Raw genomic sequence first — 17,555 nt, forward strand, 5'->3', positions numbered from 1 at the left:
TTTGGAACGGACAATTTTGAAGTGATGAGAGGTGTTGCAAATGTTTGGGTTGGCGAAAGGCTTGAAATATACGTTAAAAAATTTGACCCGGCAAAAGGTCACGTATGATTACCCGAATGATGCGTTGCTGTTGCCTGACCGGTTCCGCGGTATTCAAAAGTTTTATCCGGAGAAATGCATAGTCTGTAACCAGTGCTCCAATATATGTCCGACGGATTGCATAACTTTGACGGGTAAAAAACATCCGGATCCGAGTAAGAAGGGGAAAATCATCGATACGTATGATATAAATTTTGAGATTTGCATTTTATGCGATTTATGCACGGAGGTTTGTCCGACTGAGGCGATTATTATGACCAATAATTTTGAGCTGGCGGAATACAGCAGGGATATGTTTTACAAAAATTTAGAGTGGCTTGATGAAAATGATACGAATATAAGAGAGGAGAATAAGGTATGAGCTTTTCCGGTGAGATGCTCGGATTTGCCATCCTTGCTCTGGTCGCCATTTCCGGTGCACTTCTCCTTCTGACGTTGAAAAAGGTTGTCCATATGGTGGTGGCGATGGTATTCATTTTTATCAGCATCGCCGGTCTGTATGTGACGCTTTCAGCAGAATTCGTAGCAGCGGTGCAAATATTGATTTACTCAGGGGCCATCACAATTATGATGTTATTCGGCATTATGCTGACGAAGCATAACGATCAAGAGCAGAAAAAGCAACCGGATAAATGGCGGCGCTTCTTTGTTTTTCTCAGCGTTTTGGCGATTGGCGTCACGGTGTATATAGGCATTTATGATTTAAGCATTCCGGTGGAACAGGTGCCGTTGCACGAGAATAATACAGAGCAGATTGGCGTTATGCTGTATTCAAAATATATCATTCCGTTTGAACTGATTTCGATACTGTTATTGGCAGCTTTAGTCGGCGCGGTAATTTTAGCGAAACGGGATGACAAGGAGGAGGAACAATGACGTCTATCCCTCTATCAGCATATTTAACGCTTGCACTCATTTTATTTTGTCTCGGACTATACGGAGCATTGACGAAAAAAAATATAGTCATTGTCCTGCTATGCGTCGAGCTGATGCTGAATGCTGTCAATATTAATCTGGTCGCTTTCAGCAAGCTCGGCCCGGTGCCGTCGATTACCGGCCAAGTGTTTTCTTTATTCACGATCAGTGTAGCGGCAGCGGAAGTGGCGGTCGGCCTTGCGATATTGCTGGCGTTATACCGAAACAAAAAGTCGGTCAATATTCAAGAAGTGAACACAATGAGACATTAATTTCAGTTTAAAAATCAGCGCGTGATTTCAGAGCGCTATTCAAAAGGGGACTTGATAGGATGGCAAATGCATGGGTCATACCATTACTCCCGTTATTATCATTTTTATTGCTTCTTCTATTCGGCAAAAAATTAAAGGAATGGAGTGCCTATATTGCAATCGCTCTGGCATTCGGTTCTTTCGTTTATTCCTTGCTGGTGCTTTTGGAGCGCTTGTCGGCGCCGACGTACAAAGCGGAGGCCAATTGGCTCACAATAGGGGATGTGTCCTTAACAGCGGGATTTGAAATTAATCAATTAAATGCGTTAATGCTTGTTGTTGTATCGCTTGTCAGCCTTTTAGTTCAGCTTTATTCTGTCGGGTATATGAGAGGCGATGAGCGGCAGCCGGTCTTTTACAGCTACTTAGGTCTGTTTACATTTGCAATGCTCGGCTTAGTGATGTCTCCTAATCTATTGCAGCTCTATATTTTTTGGGAGCTGGTAGGAGTCGGTTCATTTTTGCTGATCGGGTTTTACTTTTATAAGAGAGAAGCAAAGAAAGCGGCCAAAAAGGCATTCGTTATGACAAGAATAGGAGACGTCGGTCTGTTCATCGGCATGATGTTGCTTTTTTGGGAAGTTGGCAGCTTTGAGCTCGATGTCATTTTTACAGCAGTAGAGTACGGAACGATACCGGCCGGTTTGCTGACAGTTATTTGTTTGTTGTTGTTTGTCGGGGCAATCGGGAAGTCCGGGCAGTTTCCGCTTCACACATGGCTTCCTGATGCGATGGAAGGACCGACTCCTGTGTCTGCTCTCATTCATGCCGCAACGATGGTTGCAGCAGGTGTGTATCTCGTCGCAACAACATTTCCGCTTTTTTCAGCAAGCGAAACGGCTATGTACATAGTGGCAATTGTAGGAGGGTTCACCGCTATTTTTGCAGCTTCAATTGCGCTTGTGCAAAATGATATAAAACGAGTTTTAGCTTACTCCACAATCAGTCAGCTTGGCTACATGATGCTTGCCTTAGGCTCCGGAGGCTATGTTGCCGGTGTGTTTCACTTGATGACGCATGCCTTTTTCAAAGCTTTGCTTTTTCTTGCGGCAGGAAGCGTCATACATGCTGTTGCCACACAAGATATCCGAAAAATGGGCGGGCTATGGAAAAAAATCAGATGGACAGGTGTTCTTTTTCTGATCGGTACGATGGCAATTTCCGGCGTGCCGTTCCTGTCAGGCTTTTTCAGTAAAGATGAGATTCTATTGGCCGTCAGGGCAGACGGCAACATCATATTGTTCGTTATTGCGCTCATCACTGCCTGCTTAACTGCTTTCTATATGTTCCGGCTGTTTTTTCTTGTGTTTGCAGGCCAAAGCCGCGGCGAAACAGGCGCTGTTCATGAAGCGCCCAAGTCTATGCTGCTTCCAATGGTGATATTAGCGGGATTGGCGGTTCTGAGCGGGTATGTTAATACAGCATGGTTCGGCAGTTATTTAGGAGAATGGCTTGTAGATGGAAATGCGGTGTTAGGACAGAGTCATATAGAGGGACCGGGATGGGTGATGTGGTCTGCTGTCACCATGTCCGTCATCGGGATTTTAATAGCTTATCTAATGTATGTAAAGAAACGGATCTCAGGAAACCGGCTTAGGGGAGAGCAGTCGATGCTATACCGGCTTCTATCCAATAAATACTATATTGATGAGTTATATGGACGCTCTGTTATCCCGCTTACTAAAGGAATAAGTGCTGTACTTCGTTTCATCGATTGCTACATTGTCGAGGGCTTGATGCTGCTGGTGAAGGGCATTGTGCTGTTGTTTGGAAAAGCAGGCTCTGCACTGCAAAACGGCCAAATGCAGCAATACGGTACAGCAGCTGTAGTCGGGCTCGCTTTGCTGCTTGCCATCTATGCTATAACGGGGGGGTTATTATAATGATTTTACCTATATTAATTTTCTCCCCTATAGCCGGTATACTATTGCTTTTGTTAATTAGAAAAGATCAAGAACGTCTCATTAAATGGGTTGGCACAGCGGCAACTTTGCCGGCGCTGCTCCTATCTTTGTATTTGTATATGCAGTTTCGCGCGGGAGAGAAGCTGACTCAATACGATATACGGCTTGACTGGTTCCGTTTCGGCAGCTTTGAGCAATTTGATCCGAATTTATATGCTGTCAGATTTGAATTGGGAATTGACGGATTTTCGCTCGTCATGCTATTGCTGACTTCATTGCTCTGTACATTGGCAGCTATCGCTTCGGTGCAAATAAAGAAGGAGCGGAAAGGTTATTTTCTTCTGTTTTTGATTCTGCAGATCGGAATGTTAGGCGTTTTTGCTTCGGAAAATTTAATTCTATTTTTCTTGTTTTTTGAACTGACGCTCATCCCGATGTTCTTTTTAATCAGCAAATGGGGTTATGAGAAAAGTAAACAGGCAGCCTATAGTTTTCTCGTTTATAACGGATTAGGTTCGGCCGTGCTGTTAATTGTGATTATGATTTTGTTTGCCAAGACCGGCACAAGCAATATTGCTGTTTTGCAGCAAGTTATTCCGAACGGCGGGGCAACGTTGATTGCCAACATCACACCGGAGATGAAATATGGACTGCTGATTGCTCTTTTGGTGGCATTCGGTGTCAAATTACCGATTTTTCCGCTGCATACATGGATGCTGAATGTCCATGTTCAGGCGCCGCCTCCGATTGTCATGCTTCACGCCGGTGTGCTCTTGAAAATCGGCGCATTCGGTCTTATTCGTTTCGGAATGGGCATCTTTCCGGAACAATTCAACAGCCTTTCTACCTATTTGCTTATTCTCGGTTTAATTAACTTATTGTTCGGAGCATTTCTCGCTTTTGTTCAAAATGACTTCAAAATGGTACTTGCCTATTCCTCGATATCCCATATGGGAATTGTGCTGCTGGGGCTGGGAGCGCAAAATGAAGCAGGCTTGCAGGGAGCAATTTTTCAGGTAGTTTCGCATGGACTTATTGCCGCTCTGTTGTTCTTTATTGTCGGACTTTTATACGAGCGCACAAGCACAACGGAACTATCAAAGCTCGGCGGCTTAGCAAAAACAGTGCCGGTCCTATCAGGTTTCCTGCTGGTCGGCGGTCTTGCTTCGCTGGGATTGCCGGGTATGTCCGGATTTATCAGCGAGTTCACAGCATTTTTAGGCGTTTTTGAAAATTATCCCCTATATGCCGGAATTGGTGCGTTAGGTTTAATTTTAACGGCTGTATACATGCTCCGGGCTGTGCTGGCGATTACCTTTGGAGAAAGAAAAGTAGGTGCTGTCCGCCCGGTGAATGACGTGAGAGGAGCGGAATGGATGCCGCTCATCATTTTGACGGGTGTAATCATTTTGATTGGCGTATATCCGGCTCTGCTGCAAAATCCTATTTACGATACAATCGGTTTTCTATTAACAGAAGGGGGAGGATGATGAGTAATGGATATCGAAACGCTGCTATCGTTTAATTGGGGCGCTATGATGCCGGAATTCATCATTCTCGGCGTTTTAACAGTGCTGTGTATTATTGATTTATTAATGCCGGCTAAGTACAGCCGCCGCTCGCTGGGCTGGTTTGCGATTGCGGGTGTCTTAGTGGCGATTGTCTCGTTGTTAAGCTTAATTCCTCTTGAGACAACATCGATTTTATATGATACTTTCCGGCTGGATTCATTCGCGAAGGCCTTTAAGTTAGTTCTCTTATTCGGCATGTTGCTTGTGCTGCTTTTGGCGGAAAGTTATCGACCAGGCGAGGGGATAGAAGAAACGCGCGGTGAGTTTTATTACTTATTTTTAACAGCTTTGCTAGGTACTATGGTGATGGCATCAAGCGGGGATTTGATCACACTGTTTGTTGGTCTGGAGCTGTTATCTGTTTCATCCTATATCCTCGCCGGCATTCGTAAACGTCATTTGCAGAGCAACGAAGCGGCAATGAAATATGTCATCAACGGGAGTATAGCGACAGCAATCACACTGTTTGGGATGAGTTATCTGTACGGATTGACCGGCACGACTAACTTGACGGAAATGGGCAGTATGATGGAACAGATGCTGAACAGCCAATTTCAATATTTATTCGGTGTCGCTTTCTTCATGATGTTGGTTGGCTTTTCATTCAAAATTGCATCAGCTCCATTCCATATGTGGGCACCTGATGTGTACCAAGGAGCTCCGACTCCGGTCACGGCTTTCCTTAGTGTCATCTCAAAAGCGGCTGGTTTTATCATCATGCTGCGGATAATCATCTTTTTATATGTGGAAGCGCCAGGGGATGCAGTCGGCGCATTCGACTTTATGGAAATCAATCACGTTTATATTGCTGTACTGGCAGGTGTGACGATGGTCATCGGCAATGTAGTTGCGCTTCGCCAAAGCAATATAAAAAGAATGCTTGCCTACTCCAGCATTGCCCATGCCGGTTACTTGCTAGTTTCCATAGCAACACTTGGTTATTTTACCAGCAGCATTATTTGGTTTTACTTAGTCGCTTATATGCTTATGAATGTAGGCGCGTTCGCTATTGTTCAGCATATGCAAGAGAAAACAGGGTCGACGGAAATCGACTCGTATGCAGGGTTATACAAAAGTAATCCGCTGTTGGCTGTCACGATGAGCATTTTTCTGCTGTCAATGGCAGGCATACCGGGCACAGCAGGCTTTATTGGCAAAATGTATATTTTTATCGGGACATTTTCCGTCAATCCGAGCAACTATGTGCTGGCAGCCACTTTAATCGGAACGACTGTCATCTCTTATGTTTACTATATTGGAGTAATGAAGCAGATGTTTTTTCGGCCGGCATTCGAGCAGGGAAACCCCAATCGTGGTCGTATTGCTCCAAGTTTGCTGATTGTATTATCAATTTGTGTCTTGGGTACTATAATATTTGGAATCATTCCGGGGATCGCTTTAGATTTTCTGGGTGAATTTAAACAATTTGACGACTTTGTTGAATAATGTACTTTACATTTATTTCTAGTAGTGTTAATATAATTAAAAATTAAGAAAATTTAAAAAGCGTTGAAGAAGAATAGTAGCTACTACAAACACTTTAGAGAGCTGATGGTCGGTGCGAATCAGTGTGGGAGTTTTAGTGAATGGACTTCGGAGCATCCTTCATGGCGAATCGTCTCCTCGTTATAAGAGACATTGAGTGGCTGTCGTTTCGGCAGCTAATAAAGGTGGCACCACGGGTCTCTCGTCCTTTTCGGATGAGGGACCTTTTTGTGTTCGTAAATTAATACAATAAATCAGTGATTGAGAGTAGTAAATTCAGTTTGAGCATTTCAGAGAGTTGGGGGATGGTGAGAGCCCGATATGCAAGAATGAATCGAATGGACTCATGAGAGGCGCGTTGAATGAATAGTAGGCGTGCACGGTTTCCGCCGTTAGATGGATAGGGCATACAATTACGTGTCCGAAAAGCGAAGGGAATGCACATTCCTTTAATTGAGGTGGTACCGCGGTTAACATAATCGTCCTCTACGAGCCAATGGCTTGTAGAGGACTTTTTTTATACGAAGAAATTATTGAAAAGGGGTTAGAAATAGATGAAAACAGCCGGAAAGAAAGTTTTTCAAAAGCAAATTGAAGGCGATATTTATACACCGATTGCTATTTTTCAAAGCTTGCCGGGAGAGAAGAAGTTTTTGCTGGAAAGCTCTATGAAGCATGAACAGCATGGTCGTTACTCCTTCATTGGAACCAACCCGTACATGGAGATGCGCGCTTACGGCATGGAGGTCACCATTCAAAGCGGAAATGAAATACTTACTGAGAACGGTCGGTTTCTTGATGTTTTGGAAAAATATTTGCCGCAAGAGAACCTTAGCGATCAACCATTCCCGCTGATGGGAGGAGCAGTCGGCTATGTCGGTTACGATATCATTCGTCAGTATGAGGAAATCGGAGAAGCACCTTTTGATGAATTGAACATGCCTGAAGCACATTTGCTTTTTTATAGCGACATCATTGTCTATGACCATATCAGCCAGAAAATCTCGATTGTCCATATTGGGGATGCAGAAACAGAAGCGAATTTCAATGAGAGGGCGGAAGGAATAGCGGCTATGATTGAACAAGGCCCGAAGCCGTCTTCGTTTGAAAAAATAAGTAAGTCAACAATCGACTTTCAATCCAATATGACGCAGCAGCAATTTGAGGAAAAGGTGAAAAAGGCAAAAGAAGAAATCGAGAAGGGCGAGATTTTTCAGGTCGTGCTTTCACAGCGTTTTTCCACAGCTTTTGCAGGCGATCCGTTCTACTTTTATCGCAGTTTGAGGACGCATAATCCGTCACCGTATATGTTTTATATCGACTTTCACGATTATCAGATTGTCGGTGCCTCTCCGGAAAGTTTGTTGAAGGGAGACGGCGTTAAGATTGTGACAAATCCGATTGCCGGAACGAGAAAAAGAGGAAGAACGGCAGAGGAAGATACCGTGCTTGAAATTGAATTGCTCCAAGATGAAAAGGAATTGGCAGAGCATCGAATGTTAGTCGATTTAGGACGGAATGATCTTGGCCGGGTTTGCGAGATTGGTAGTGTAGAGCTGACGAAGTATATGGTCATTGAGAAATACAAACATGTTATGCATATTGTTTCGGAAGTGGTCGGTTCGAAGCGTGCGGACATTTCAAACGGTCAAGTATTAGCATCTTGTTTGCCGGCCGGCACCGTATCGGGAGCTCCAAAAATACGGGCGATGAGCATTATTAATGAACTTGAAAAAGTGAAAAGAGGCGTGTATGCCGGCGCAGTTGGTTATTTCTCCAATCATGGCAGCTTTGACTTTGCGCTTGCAATTCGAACGATGATTGTGAAAGACGGGCAAGCGACAATTCAGGCGGGAGCAGGTATTGTCTATGATTCTGATCCCGATATGGAACATAATGAAGTCCTGAATAAAGCCCGGGCATTTATGGAGGTGGAACTATGATTTTGCTGATTGATAATTATGATTCGTTCACGTTTAACCTGTACCAGCAAGTCAGCGCACTTGGAGAAGACGTGGTTGTCATACGTAACGATAAGCTGACAGTTGAAGAAGTACTGGAAATGAATCCGAAAGCGATCGTGCTGTCGCCGGGACCGGGCCGCCCTGAGCAGGCGGGCATCATGATTGACCTGATTAAGCAATGTTATGACAAAATACCGATTTTAGGTATTTGTCTCGGCCATCAGGCAATCGCTTCAGCATTTGGAGGCAATATTATCAGAGCTAAATCAATTATGCATGGGAAAGTTTCAGCCATCCGTCATTTTGAAAACAATGTGTTTGAAGGACTGACGCAACAAATTCAAGTCATGCGCTATCACTCATTGGCAGCGGAGAAAGAGACGCTCCCGAAAATGCTGGAAGTAATCGCCTTTAGCGAAGACGGGGAAATTATGGCGCTTGCCCATCGTGAGCATCTTGTTGTCGGTATCCAGTTTCATCCGGAATCAATCGGTACAAAGGAAGGCAATAAAATCGTCGCAAACTTTCTTCGAAAATGTAAGGAGGCTGTTTTATGAAACTTTATTTGCAAAAATTGATGAATCGTCAATCGCTGTCTTATGAAGAAATGAAAACTGCAACAGAGCTGATGTTTCTGGATGAAGTCACAGATAGTGAGCTAGCCGCCTTTCTTATCGCTTTGAAATTGAAAGGAGAAACAGTCGATGAAATAGCGGGCTTAATTGAGACGCTCCTGGAACAGGCTTTGCCGTTTCCTAAAGATATAAAAGGTGTGATGGATAATTGCGGCACAGGAGGAGATGGCTCCAGCAGCTTCAATGTCAGCTCAACCTCAGCGTTTGTCATTGCAGGAGCAGGAATTAAGGTGGCAAAGCACGGAAACCGCAGTATCAGCAGCAAAACCGGCAGTGCTGATGTATTGGAGGCACTAGGCGTCAATTTGCATATGCCACAGGAAGCAATGGAGGAATTAATCCATGAAATTGGTATCGCCTTTTTGTTTGCGCCGCATGTTCACCCTAGGCTTGGCCGGATTATGAAGGTAAGGAGAGAGTTAAAGATTCCGACTATCTTTAATCTTATTGGTCCGCTCACGAACCCGATTGCTTTAGATTTTCAGCTTGTAGGCATTTATGACCAAAAATATGTCGATATATTTGCGGCAGTGCTGAAAAAGCTTGGAAGAAAGCGGGCAGTGGTAGTGAACGGTGCAGGTTCCATGGATGAAGCTTCTTTACAGGGAGAAAATCACATCTCGCTGCTGGAAAACGGCAGTATTCACTCATTCACGCTTACACCGGAAGAAGTGGGATTAAATCCGTACGATAATAAAGAAATTATCGGCGGAGATGCGCAAGTGAACGCGCAAATTTTGAAAAATGTCTTAACGGGTCAAACCGGGGCTCACAGAGATACGGTGCTTCTAAACGCCGGGCTCGGAATTTATGCAGCAGGCGTAGCAGCGACTGTAGAGGACGGAATTAAAGCAGCTGCTGAGAGCATCGACTCTGGTCGGGCTTACGGAACGTTGCGCAAACTGATCGAGAAAAGCGTAAAGGAGAGAATTTCATGAGTTCGATTTTAGAGAAAATCCTGACCGAAAAACAAAACGAGGTGCAAGCTTTAAAGCGAGAGAATATATCGGCAGTGAAGCGGAGACCTTTATCTTTAATAAATGCAATCAAACAGAAAGCGCCAGTCGGCATTATTGCTGAAATTAAACGGCAATCACCTTCAAAAGGAATGCTGCAGGAACATGTCGATCCGGTGAAACAAGCAAAACAATATGAGCAGGCAGGCGCTGCTGCAATATCGGTATTGACGGATTACCCGTTCTTTAAAGGGCGATTTGAAGATCTTTCAGCTGTACGTGAGGCTGTTCAAATTCCGATTTTATGCAAGGATTTCATCATTGATGAAGTGCAAATCAAAAAAGCGAAGTCGGTTGGAGCTGATGTGATCTTACTTATTGTTGCTGCCTTGGAACAAGGGCAATTAAAAAGATTGTATGACTTCGCATCCGGCGAAGGAATGGATGTGCTTGTCGAAGTTCATGATGAAACTGAACTGGAACGGGCACTTTCAATCGGTGCAAACATCATTGGCATCAACAACCGCAACCTTTCTACGTTCGTTGTCGATTTGCAAACGACTGTCCGCTTGGCGCAGCATCCGAAACTTGCGGACATAGTGCTGATCAGCGAAAGTGGCATTGTGAGCGGAGAAGATGTTCGGATTGTACAAAAAGCAGGTGCAAACGGCATCCTTGTCGGCGAAACACTCATGAAGTCAGAAGACATAGCGAAAACGATGAACGAGCTGTCTTTAAAGGAATTGGTATGAATATGGTAAAAGTGAAAATCTGCGGCATCACAGACATAGAAACGGCACATGTTGCTGTTCGGTACGGAGCCGATGCGCTTGGCTTTGTTTTTGCGCATAGTAAAAGAAGAATTACCCCAGACGCAGCCAAAAACATTATCGGGCAGCTTCCTGCGTATGTCGAAAAGGTTGGTGTTTTCGTCAATGAAGCTGTCGAAACAATGGAGGAAATAGCCTCCTATTGCGGACTGACAATGATTCAGCTCCACGGTGAGGAAGATGCGGGAACATGCCGAAAGTTAAGCTATCCGACCATAAAAGCAGTCGGAATCACAACAAAAGAGGATGTGCAAACGGCTTTATTTTACCCGTCAGCCTATGTATTGGCCGATAGCCCGAAAGGTAAGGTCTATCAAGGGGGAAATGGACAGACGTTTGACTGGAATCTCATTGAGGATCTTCAAGAACATAGCCGTATTATTCTTGCAGGAGGATTAAATGCTGACAATGTAAAGGAAGCGATTCGCCTTGTCAGGCCGGCTATGGTTGACGTATCGAGCGGTGTCGAAACGAATGGGGTTAAAGATCAGCAAAAAATCCAGCTATTTTTACAAAATGCTAAAGGGGAGAATTTTTAATGATGACTTATGCGCAACCGGATGCGAATGGGAAATATGGACCTTATGGGGGTAGATATATACCGGAAACGTTAATAGAAGCGACTTTTCAGCTTGAAAAAGCGTACGAGGAAGCGATGCAGGATGAATCTTTTAGACGTGAGTTGAACGACTATTTAAAGGAATATGTCGGACGTGAAACGCCGCTTTATTACGCTGAGAGACTAAGCGCCTATGCCGGCGGACCGAAAATTTATTTGAAGCGTGAGGATTTGAATCATACCGGAGCTCATAAAATCAATAATACAATTGGGCAGGCATTGCTTGCTAAGCGAATGGGCAAAAAGAAGGTTGTCGCTGAAACGGGTGCAGGTCAGCATGGAGTCGCATCTGCAACGGTTTGCGCTTTACTTGGATTGGAGTGCACTGTATTCATGGGGGCGGAAGATGTGAAAAGGCAGAGGCTGAATGTGTTCCGGATGCAGCTGCTCGGAGCGAAGGTCATCAGCGTCACACAAGGCAGTGCAACATTGAAGGATGCGGTGAACGAAGCACTTCGTTATTGGGTTGCGCATGTGGACGATACCCATTATTTAATGGGTTCTGTGCTTGGTCCACATCCGTTCCCGCAAATCGTTCGTGACTTCCAAAGTGTCATAGGAAGTGAAACGAGAGAGCAAATGCTCCGGAAGGAAGGACGGTTGCCGGATGCGGTAGTTGCCTGTATCGGAGGCGGCTCAAATGCGATGGGCATGTTTTATCCGTTTTTGGAAGATGAGAATGTACGGTTAATTGGGGTAGAAGCTGCGGGCCAAGGCTTAGGTACAGAGTTTCATGCCGCATCTTTGACGAAAGGAAAAATTGGTGTTTTGCATGGTTCCAAAATGTATTTGCTGCAAGATGAATTCGGCCAAGTAATTGAAGCTCATTCCATTTCAGCGGGGCTTGATTACCCGGGAGTCGGTCCGGAACATTGTTTCCTGAAAGATGAAAAACGCGTGACCTACACATCTATTACCGATGCAGAAGCATTGGAAGCATTGCAACTTCTATGTAAAACAGAAGGCATCATACCGGCACTTGAAAGCTCGCATGCAGTAGCTTATGCGCTGAAGTTGGCGAAAGAAATGGATGAGAACGAAACACTCGTCATTTGTTTATCAGGACGTGGAGATAAGGATGTTGAGTCGGTGCAGCGTTATTTAGGAGGTGAAGAAGCATGAGCGGACATTTGCAGCAATCTTTAACACAAGTGATCGAAAGTGGAGATAAATGCTTCGTTCCTTACATTATGGCAGGCGATGGAGGTCTAGATAAATTGATTCCGCAGTTGGAGTTTATGCAGTCGGCGGGAGCTACGATGATTGAAATCGGCATACCTTTCTCAGATCCCGCTGCCGACGGACCGGTCATTCAGGAAGCCGGCATGCGCGCTCTGCAAGCAGGTACGACAATACAGGGCATTTTGAAGGCACTGGAAAATGTGCGTCAAACTGTCACAATCCCGCTTCTGTTCATGACGTATTTGAACCCGATTTTATCAGTCGGATTAGAACAGTTTGCACAAACTTGCAAAAAGATTGGAATAGACGGTTGCATTATTCCGGATGTACCGCTTGAAGAGGAGCAAGAAATTAAGCCGACTTTGCAGCAATACGATTTAGCATTTATTCGTCTTGCTTCTATTACGAGTCCTCCCGAGAGACTGAAACAACTTGCAAGCGGAGCGGAAGGCTTCATATATGCTGTGACAGTAAAAGGAGTAACCGGCATAAGGAATGAGTTCAGCACCGATCCGTCCCGCTACGTTGATTTATTGAAACAAATGAGCGATGTTCCTGTTCTGGCCGGATTTGGCATCTCGACTCCGGAGCATGTGCGCCAAATGAGCCAGGTATGTGATGGGACCATTGTCGGCAGCCAAATCATTCAGCATTTGCAAAACGGGGAACAGCATCTCATTAAAGAATTAATCCAAGCAGCGAAGAGAAGCTTATCTCACGAATAAGATTTGAAAAACTGTCGCACATGACAAAAGGCGACAGTTTTTTTGCGGTTTAGCAAGTTTATCGACGTCTAGCTTCAGTGCTCATCCGCCGCTGCGCTTTAACATGATGCTAAAGAAAGATGACGAGCTTATAACAAAGGCCTGATAAACTGGTACTTCAGTACTTGGTTCCTAAAATCATCAGGTATCATGACGCAAAAGTATTGTTTTCTTCGAGGATTGGGTGCAAAGAAGTCTAATATTCTATAAAAAAGAAAGTTTCATACATATATTCATCAAAATTCGCTAATATTTGCTAATTTTCTTTGTATTTATGTATAAAATACCGATACAAACATATATAATAAATAGTGTTGCCAAATATTTGTTCAAGACTACCAGTAACTGTTAATGACGATATAATTCTCTCATAATAGAACAATATGCTAGAATGTAAGAGAATTAAATGAAGGAGGCTCTTTATGTTTGAAACGCTTGCTCAACAGTCAATATTAGGGATTGTGTCCCATTTATTTTTTATAGCTGTTACTTGGTGGGCGCTGCAAGCTTTGAATTTTGAAAAGTTTCTTCGACCAAATAAGGTATTTCAAGCGAGGCTTCTGTATATTTTATTAACGGTTGCAATTGCATCGACAGTCAGTAACTTCTTTTTAAATTACCTTTCATTAGCCACAAGAAATCCATATTTCTTTTAAAAATGCCATTCATACTAGATAAATAGAAAAAAATTTGATGTCATAAAATGACGAGGTATTGGATGTATGAATCTCCCTTATGAAGGCTAGGCTTGTTTCTAGGGGAGGAATGAATATGCGCAGAGCTGTCTATATTATCGTTATTGGTTTGATGGTACTAAACGTTGGGAATAGTACGATTAGAGCTCAAAAAGAGGCCTCTGATCTCGAGACTATATTGAAAATCATAAGCCATCATAGTGACATGTCAGTCAAAGAATGGATTGTAACAGCAAGAGAGTCGATGGATGGGATAGAAACAAAGGAACAATTTTTAAAAGAGGCTGATAGATTGAAAGATAGCTTGTCTGATTATCAATGGCAAATCAGGCAAAATGAACAGGCAATAGCTCTTGTTGGCGAACGCAAAGATTATTTGCTTGTAGAAACTGTTACATTCAGCTCGTCTTTAAAGAGCAATACAGATTCCTATTTAAATTATGAGATTAAAGGTACATCAGTAAACAGTATTACGGCAGAACAGCTGCAGAAAAAAAGAAAAGCTGTTGAAACTAGTATTTTTAGTCGATATACCATATTTTTCACTTGTGTAAAAGGTGAAATAAGTGGTAATATTGATAAGGTTTTAACTTCTAAACTGGATGGTTTATTAACCAGTTTGAATGCGGTGGAAACGGAAAGTGTAAAAGAAAGCAACTTCGTATCCATTACCGCAAATTCTTCATTATTTAAGCAATCATTTATAAGTGAACAGTATAATTTACAACTAGCCATGCGATTTGATGGAATGAGTCAAAAGACTTCCTTTGTAATTGGCACACCCATCATAACATTTGAATATTAATATAGAGAAATTGGACGCGGAGGGGAATACTTTTGGAAAAGATCATCGTCCGCGGCGGAAACAGACTGAATGGAACAGTGAAAATTGAAGGAGCGAAAAACTCCGTACTGCCTGTTATCGCTGCAACACTATTAGCAAGTAATGGGAAATGCGTCATTAAAGACGTACCGACACTCTCCGATGTATTTACAATTAACGAGGTTTTGCGTAATTTAAATGCAGACGTTGATTTTGCAAATAACATCGTCACTGTAGATGCATCAAGAGAATTAAAAGAGGAAGCGCCTTTTGAATATGTGAGGAAAATGCGTGCTTCTGTATTAGTTATGGGCTCTTTGCTTGGTCGTAACGGGAAAGCGCGAGTTGCTTTGCCGGGAGGCTGCGCAATCGGTTCTCGTCCCCTTGATCAGCACTTAAAAGGCTTTGAAGCTATGGGTGCTAAAGTAAAAGTAGGAAACGGATTTATTGAAGCAGAAGTAAACGGAAGATTAAAAGGAGCTAAGATTTACTTGGATTTCCCGAGTGTAGGCGCTACTGAGAATATCATGATGGCTGCTACATTAGCTGAGGGGACAACAGTAATCGATAATGCTGCTAAAGAACCGGAAATCGTTGACCTGGCGAACCTTTTAAATAAAATGGGCGCCAAAGTTCGAGGTGCCGGCACTGGTACAATCCGCATTGACGGTGTTGAAGCGCTAAATGGCACAACTCATACAATCATTCCAGACCGTATTGAAGCCGGAACGTTTATGGTAGCGGCAGCGATTACAAAAGGAAATGTTTTAGTAAAAGGTGCTGTTGCAGAGCATCTGACTTCATTAATCGCAAAAATGAAAGAAATGGGCATTGAAATCATCGATGAGAGCGAAGGACTTCGTGTTATCGGACCTGAAAAGCTTTCAGCTGTCGATATTAAAACGATGCCTCATCCAGGCTTCCCAACTGATATGCAATCACAAATGATGGCATTGCTTCTTCAAGCAGAGGGAACAGGAATGATCACTGAAACTGTGTTCGAAAATCGCTTCATGCACGTGGAAGAATTCCGCCGCATGAATGCCGATATTAAAATTGAAGGACGTTCTACAATTATTAATGGTCCTTCTAATCTGCAAGGTGCTGAAGTTGCTGCGACAGATTTGCGTGCGGCAGCTGCGCTTATTTTGACTGGGCTTGTGGCAGAAGGTGTGACACGAGTAACTGAATTGAAACATTTAGATCGCGGATATGTTGACTTCCATGGCAAACTTGCTGCGCTGGGAGCGGATATTGAACGTGTTAATGATGCAATCAGCAATAAAACAGCAATTGTGGCAGATTTAAACGCATAATGGAATAAACATCAACCTGGTTAGCTGAGCTAATCAGGTTTTTTGTCGTTTAGTAAATTATAAAAGTCTATACTATGTCTAAGTTTAAATGAATGTATTTCGTGTTTCCGATATCTTTGGGAAGGCGGGACAAAGACTGCCATGGACGTTAGTCTGTCTTTGTGACTCTTATACTGAGTGCCTCAGTTCATACGGTGCTTTTTAGGGGGGCGCTTGCGCTTTTGATAAAGTTCCAGGTCATAATTCTTGTTTTTCTATCATATGTATATAGAGCGGTAAGTGCAAAGGGGGCCAAGATTTTGAAATCTATTAAACCATTACTAGTATTAATCACAACAATCTGCATTGTAACCATCATTATTCCTGCTATACTTGCGATCCCTTCCTTAAAGAATGAAAGTGGTGGAGCACTGGTGGAGAATCGGGATGGGAAGAAGCAGCAAGCGGGACTAGACATCTCCCGGTTGGAGCAGTCAGACTTGGAGGTTGGCGTCTACCGGACTGCAAGCAAGAAGGTGGAAACGCTGCCTTTAGAGAAGTACATTGTCGGAGTGGTTGCTTCGGAAATGCCGACTACGTTTGAATTAGAGGCGTTAAAAGCGCAGGCGCTTACAGCAAGGACGTATATTGTCAACCATCTGCTGAGCGGGAAGAGTTCCGGATTGCCAGCCGGGGCGCAAGTCGATGATACAGTCAACTATCAGGTGTTCAAAAATGATGCGGATTTGAGAGTGCAATGGGGCAGTGAATACGAAGCTAAGATGAATAAAATAGCGCAGGCAGTACTCGAGACAGAGGGGCAAATTTTGACGTATGATGGACGCCCGATTACAGCTACCTTTTTCTCGAACGGTAACGGTTTTACTGAAAATGCGGAAGCATACTGGAAAAATCCTTATCCGTATTTAAAGAGTGTCGAAAGTCCTTGGGATGAGCAGGCACCGGAGTTTGAAGAGAAAAAAAGCATAGCCATCTCGGAATTTGAAAATAAATTGGGCGTAAAGCTGAAAAATAAAGAAACAGTCGGCACCATTGTTGAGCGAACGCCGGGCAAGCGAGTGGCGAAGGTCAACATTAACGGTAAGCAATTCACCGGCAAACAAATTCGCGAACTATTAGATTTACGATCAACAGACTTCAGTTGGAACGTGCAGGGCAATGCTGTCATCATTACAACGAAAGGATACGGCCATGGTGTCGGAATGAGCCAGTGGGGTGCTAATGGTATGGCGAAGGAAGGCAAATCTTATGAAGAAATTGTCAAGCATTACTATCAAGGTATTGAAATAGCCTCAGCAGATACGTTGACGCAGCAAATTGTCGCAAATAAATAGAAATCCATTTTCCGGACCATTGAGAGGATCCTCTCAATGGTCTTTTTAAGTGCGCCCGGCATGGGTGCAATCTATAGGGTGAAAGTCCCGAGCTGTGAAGGCAGAAGTAACAGTTAGCTTAACGCAAGGGTGTCCGTGGTGACGCGGAATCT

Annotated in this window: 17 protein-coding genes and 2 other annotated features; all 17 genes read left to right on the forward strand. The window is 43.6% G+C overall.

What is annotated here, in order from left to right; genetic code table 11:
- Window positions 1-40: 40 nt before the first annotated feature.
- Window positions 41-460 carry an NADH-quinone oxidoreductase subunit NuoI gene (nuoI, locus tag IEO70_RS14175; protein ID WP_190999029.1) on the forward strand — a complete coding sequence of 140 codons (420 nt, stop codon included), beginning with the start codon at window positions 41-43 and terminating at the stop codon, window positions 458-460.
- Complete coding sequence (locus IEO70_RS14180) at window positions 457-975, forward strand: NADH-quinone oxidoreductase subunit J (protein WP_190999030.1); 519 nt, start codon at window positions 457-459, stop codon at window positions 973-975. The genes nuoI and IEO70_RS14180 overlap by 4 nt, the downstream gene beginning before the upstream one ends.
- Window positions 972-1,286, forward strand: a complete 315-nt coding sequence (gene nuoK / locus IEO70_RS14185; protein ID WP_190999031.1) for an NADH-quinone oxidoreductase subunit NuoK — start codon at window positions 972-974, stop codon at window positions 1,284-1,286. Before IEO70_RS14180 ends, nuoK begins: the two co-directional genes overlap by 4 nt.
- Before the next feature lie 59 nt (window positions 1,287-1,345).
- The gene (nuoL, locus tag IEO70_RS14190) at window positions 1,346-3,208 is read left to right on the forward strand and encodes an NADH-quinone oxidoreductase subunit L (protein WP_190999032.1); all 1,863 of its coding nucleotides are present in this window, start codon (window positions 1,346-1,348) and stop codon (window positions 3,206-3,208) included.
- The gene (locus IEO70_RS14195) at window positions 3,208-4,719 is read left to right on the forward strand and encodes an NADH-quinone oxidoreductase subunit M (RefSeq protein WP_190999033.1); all 1,512 of its coding nucleotides are present in this window, start codon (window positions 3,208-3,210) and stop codon (window positions 4,717-4,719) included. The genes nuoL and IEO70_RS14195 overlap by 1 nt, the downstream gene beginning before the upstream one ends.
- Before the next feature lie 6 nt (window positions 4,720-4,725).
- Window positions 4,726-6,246: an NADH-quinone oxidoreductase subunit NuoN gene (gene nuoN, locus IEO70_RS14200; protein WP_190999034.1), complete on the forward strand. Its 1,521-nt coding sequence runs from the start codon at window positions 4,726-4,728 to the stop codon at window positions 6,244-6,246.
- Window positions 6,247-6,300: 54 nt separating this feature from the next.
- Window positions 6,301-6,498 (forward strand) — a binding site (T-box leader).
- A 35-nt stretch (window positions 6,499-6,533) separates the two neighbouring features.
- Window positions 6,534-6,775: a binding site (T-box leader), on the forward strand.
- 64 nt (window positions 6,776-6,839) lie between these two features.
- On the forward strand, window positions 6,840-8,228 hold the full coding sequence (gene trpE / locus IEO70_RS14205; RefSeq protein WP_190999035.1) for an anthranilate synthase component I: 1,389 nt from the start codon (window positions 6,840-6,842) through the stop codon (window positions 8,226-8,228).
- Window positions 8,225-8,806 (forward strand): anthranilate synthase component II, encoded by a 582-nt coding sequence (locus tag IEO70_RS14210; RefSeq protein ID WP_190999036.1) that lies wholly within the window; start codon window positions 8,225-8,227, stop codon window positions 8,804-8,806. The genes trpE and IEO70_RS14210 overlap by 4 nt, the downstream gene beginning before the upstream one ends.
- The gene (gene trpD, locus IEO70_RS14215) at window positions 8,803-9,822 is read left to right on the forward strand and encodes an anthranilate phosphoribosyltransferase (protein ID WP_190999037.1); all 1,020 of its coding nucleotides are present in this window, start codon (window positions 8,803-8,805) and stop codon (window positions 9,820-9,822) included. The genes IEO70_RS14210 and trpD overlap by 4 nt, the downstream gene beginning before the upstream one ends.
- Window positions 9,819-10,592: an indole-3-glycerol phosphate synthase TrpC gene (trpC, locus tag IEO70_RS14220; RefSeq protein WP_190999038.1), complete on the forward strand. Its 774-nt coding sequence runs from the start codon at window positions 9,819-9,821 to the stop codon at window positions 10,590-10,592. The genes trpD and trpC overlap by 4 nt, the downstream gene beginning before the upstream one ends.
- A gap of 2 nt (window positions 10,593-10,594) precedes the next feature.
- Window positions 10,595-11,209, forward strand: a complete 615-nt coding sequence (locus IEO70_RS14225; protein ID WP_190999045.1) for a phosphoribosylanthranilate isomerase — start codon at window positions 10,595-10,597, stop codon at window positions 11,207-11,209.
- A gap of 2 nt (window positions 11,210-11,211) precedes the next feature.
- Complete coding sequence (trpB, locus tag IEO70_RS14230) at window positions 11,212-12,411, forward strand: tryptophan synthase subunit beta (RefSeq protein ID WP_190999046.1); 1,200 nt, start codon at window positions 11,212-11,214, stop codon at window positions 12,409-12,411.
- A complete protein-coding gene (gene trpA / locus IEO70_RS14235; RefSeq protein WP_190999039.1) occupies window positions 12,408-13,196 on the forward strand; it encodes a tryptophan synthase subunit alpha in 789 nt (262 codons plus the stop codon). The genes trpB and trpA overlap by 4 nt, the downstream gene beginning before the upstream one ends.
- A gap of 461 nt (window positions 13,197-13,657) precedes the next feature.
- Complete coding sequence (locus tag IEO70_RS14240; protein ID WP_190999040.1) at window positions 13,658-13,891, forward strand: DUF1146 family protein; 234 nt, start codon at window positions 13,658-13,660, stop codon at window positions 13,889-13,891.
- A 115-nt stretch (window positions 13,892-14,006) separates the two neighbouring features.
- Complete coding sequence (locus IEO70_RS14245) at window positions 14,007-14,735, forward strand: YwmB family TATA-box binding protein (RefSeq protein ID WP_190999041.1); 729 nt, start codon at window positions 14,007-14,009, stop codon at window positions 14,733-14,735.
- A 32-nt stretch (window positions 14,736-14,767) separates the two neighbouring features.
- Window positions 14,768-16,069 carry a UDP-N-acetylglucosamine 1-carboxyvinyltransferase gene (murA, locus tag IEO70_RS14250; protein WP_190999042.1) on the forward strand — a complete coding sequence of 434 codons (1,302 nt, stop codon included), beginning with the start codon at window positions 14,768-14,770 and terminating at the stop codon, window positions 16,067-16,069.
- A 299-nt stretch (window positions 16,070-16,368) separates the two neighbouring features.
- Window positions 16,369-17,403 (forward strand): stage II sporulation protein D, encoded by a 1,035-nt coding sequence (spoIID, locus tag IEO70_RS14255; protein WP_190999043.1) that lies wholly within the window; start codon window positions 16,369-16,371, stop codon window positions 17,401-17,403.
- Window positions 17,404-17,555 lie beyond the last annotated feature (152 nt).

Source organism: Peribacillus faecalis (assembly GCF_014712675.1).
Classification (GTDB): Bacteria; Bacillota; Bacilli; order Bacillales; family DSM-1321; genus Bacillus_AD; species Bacillus_AD faecalis.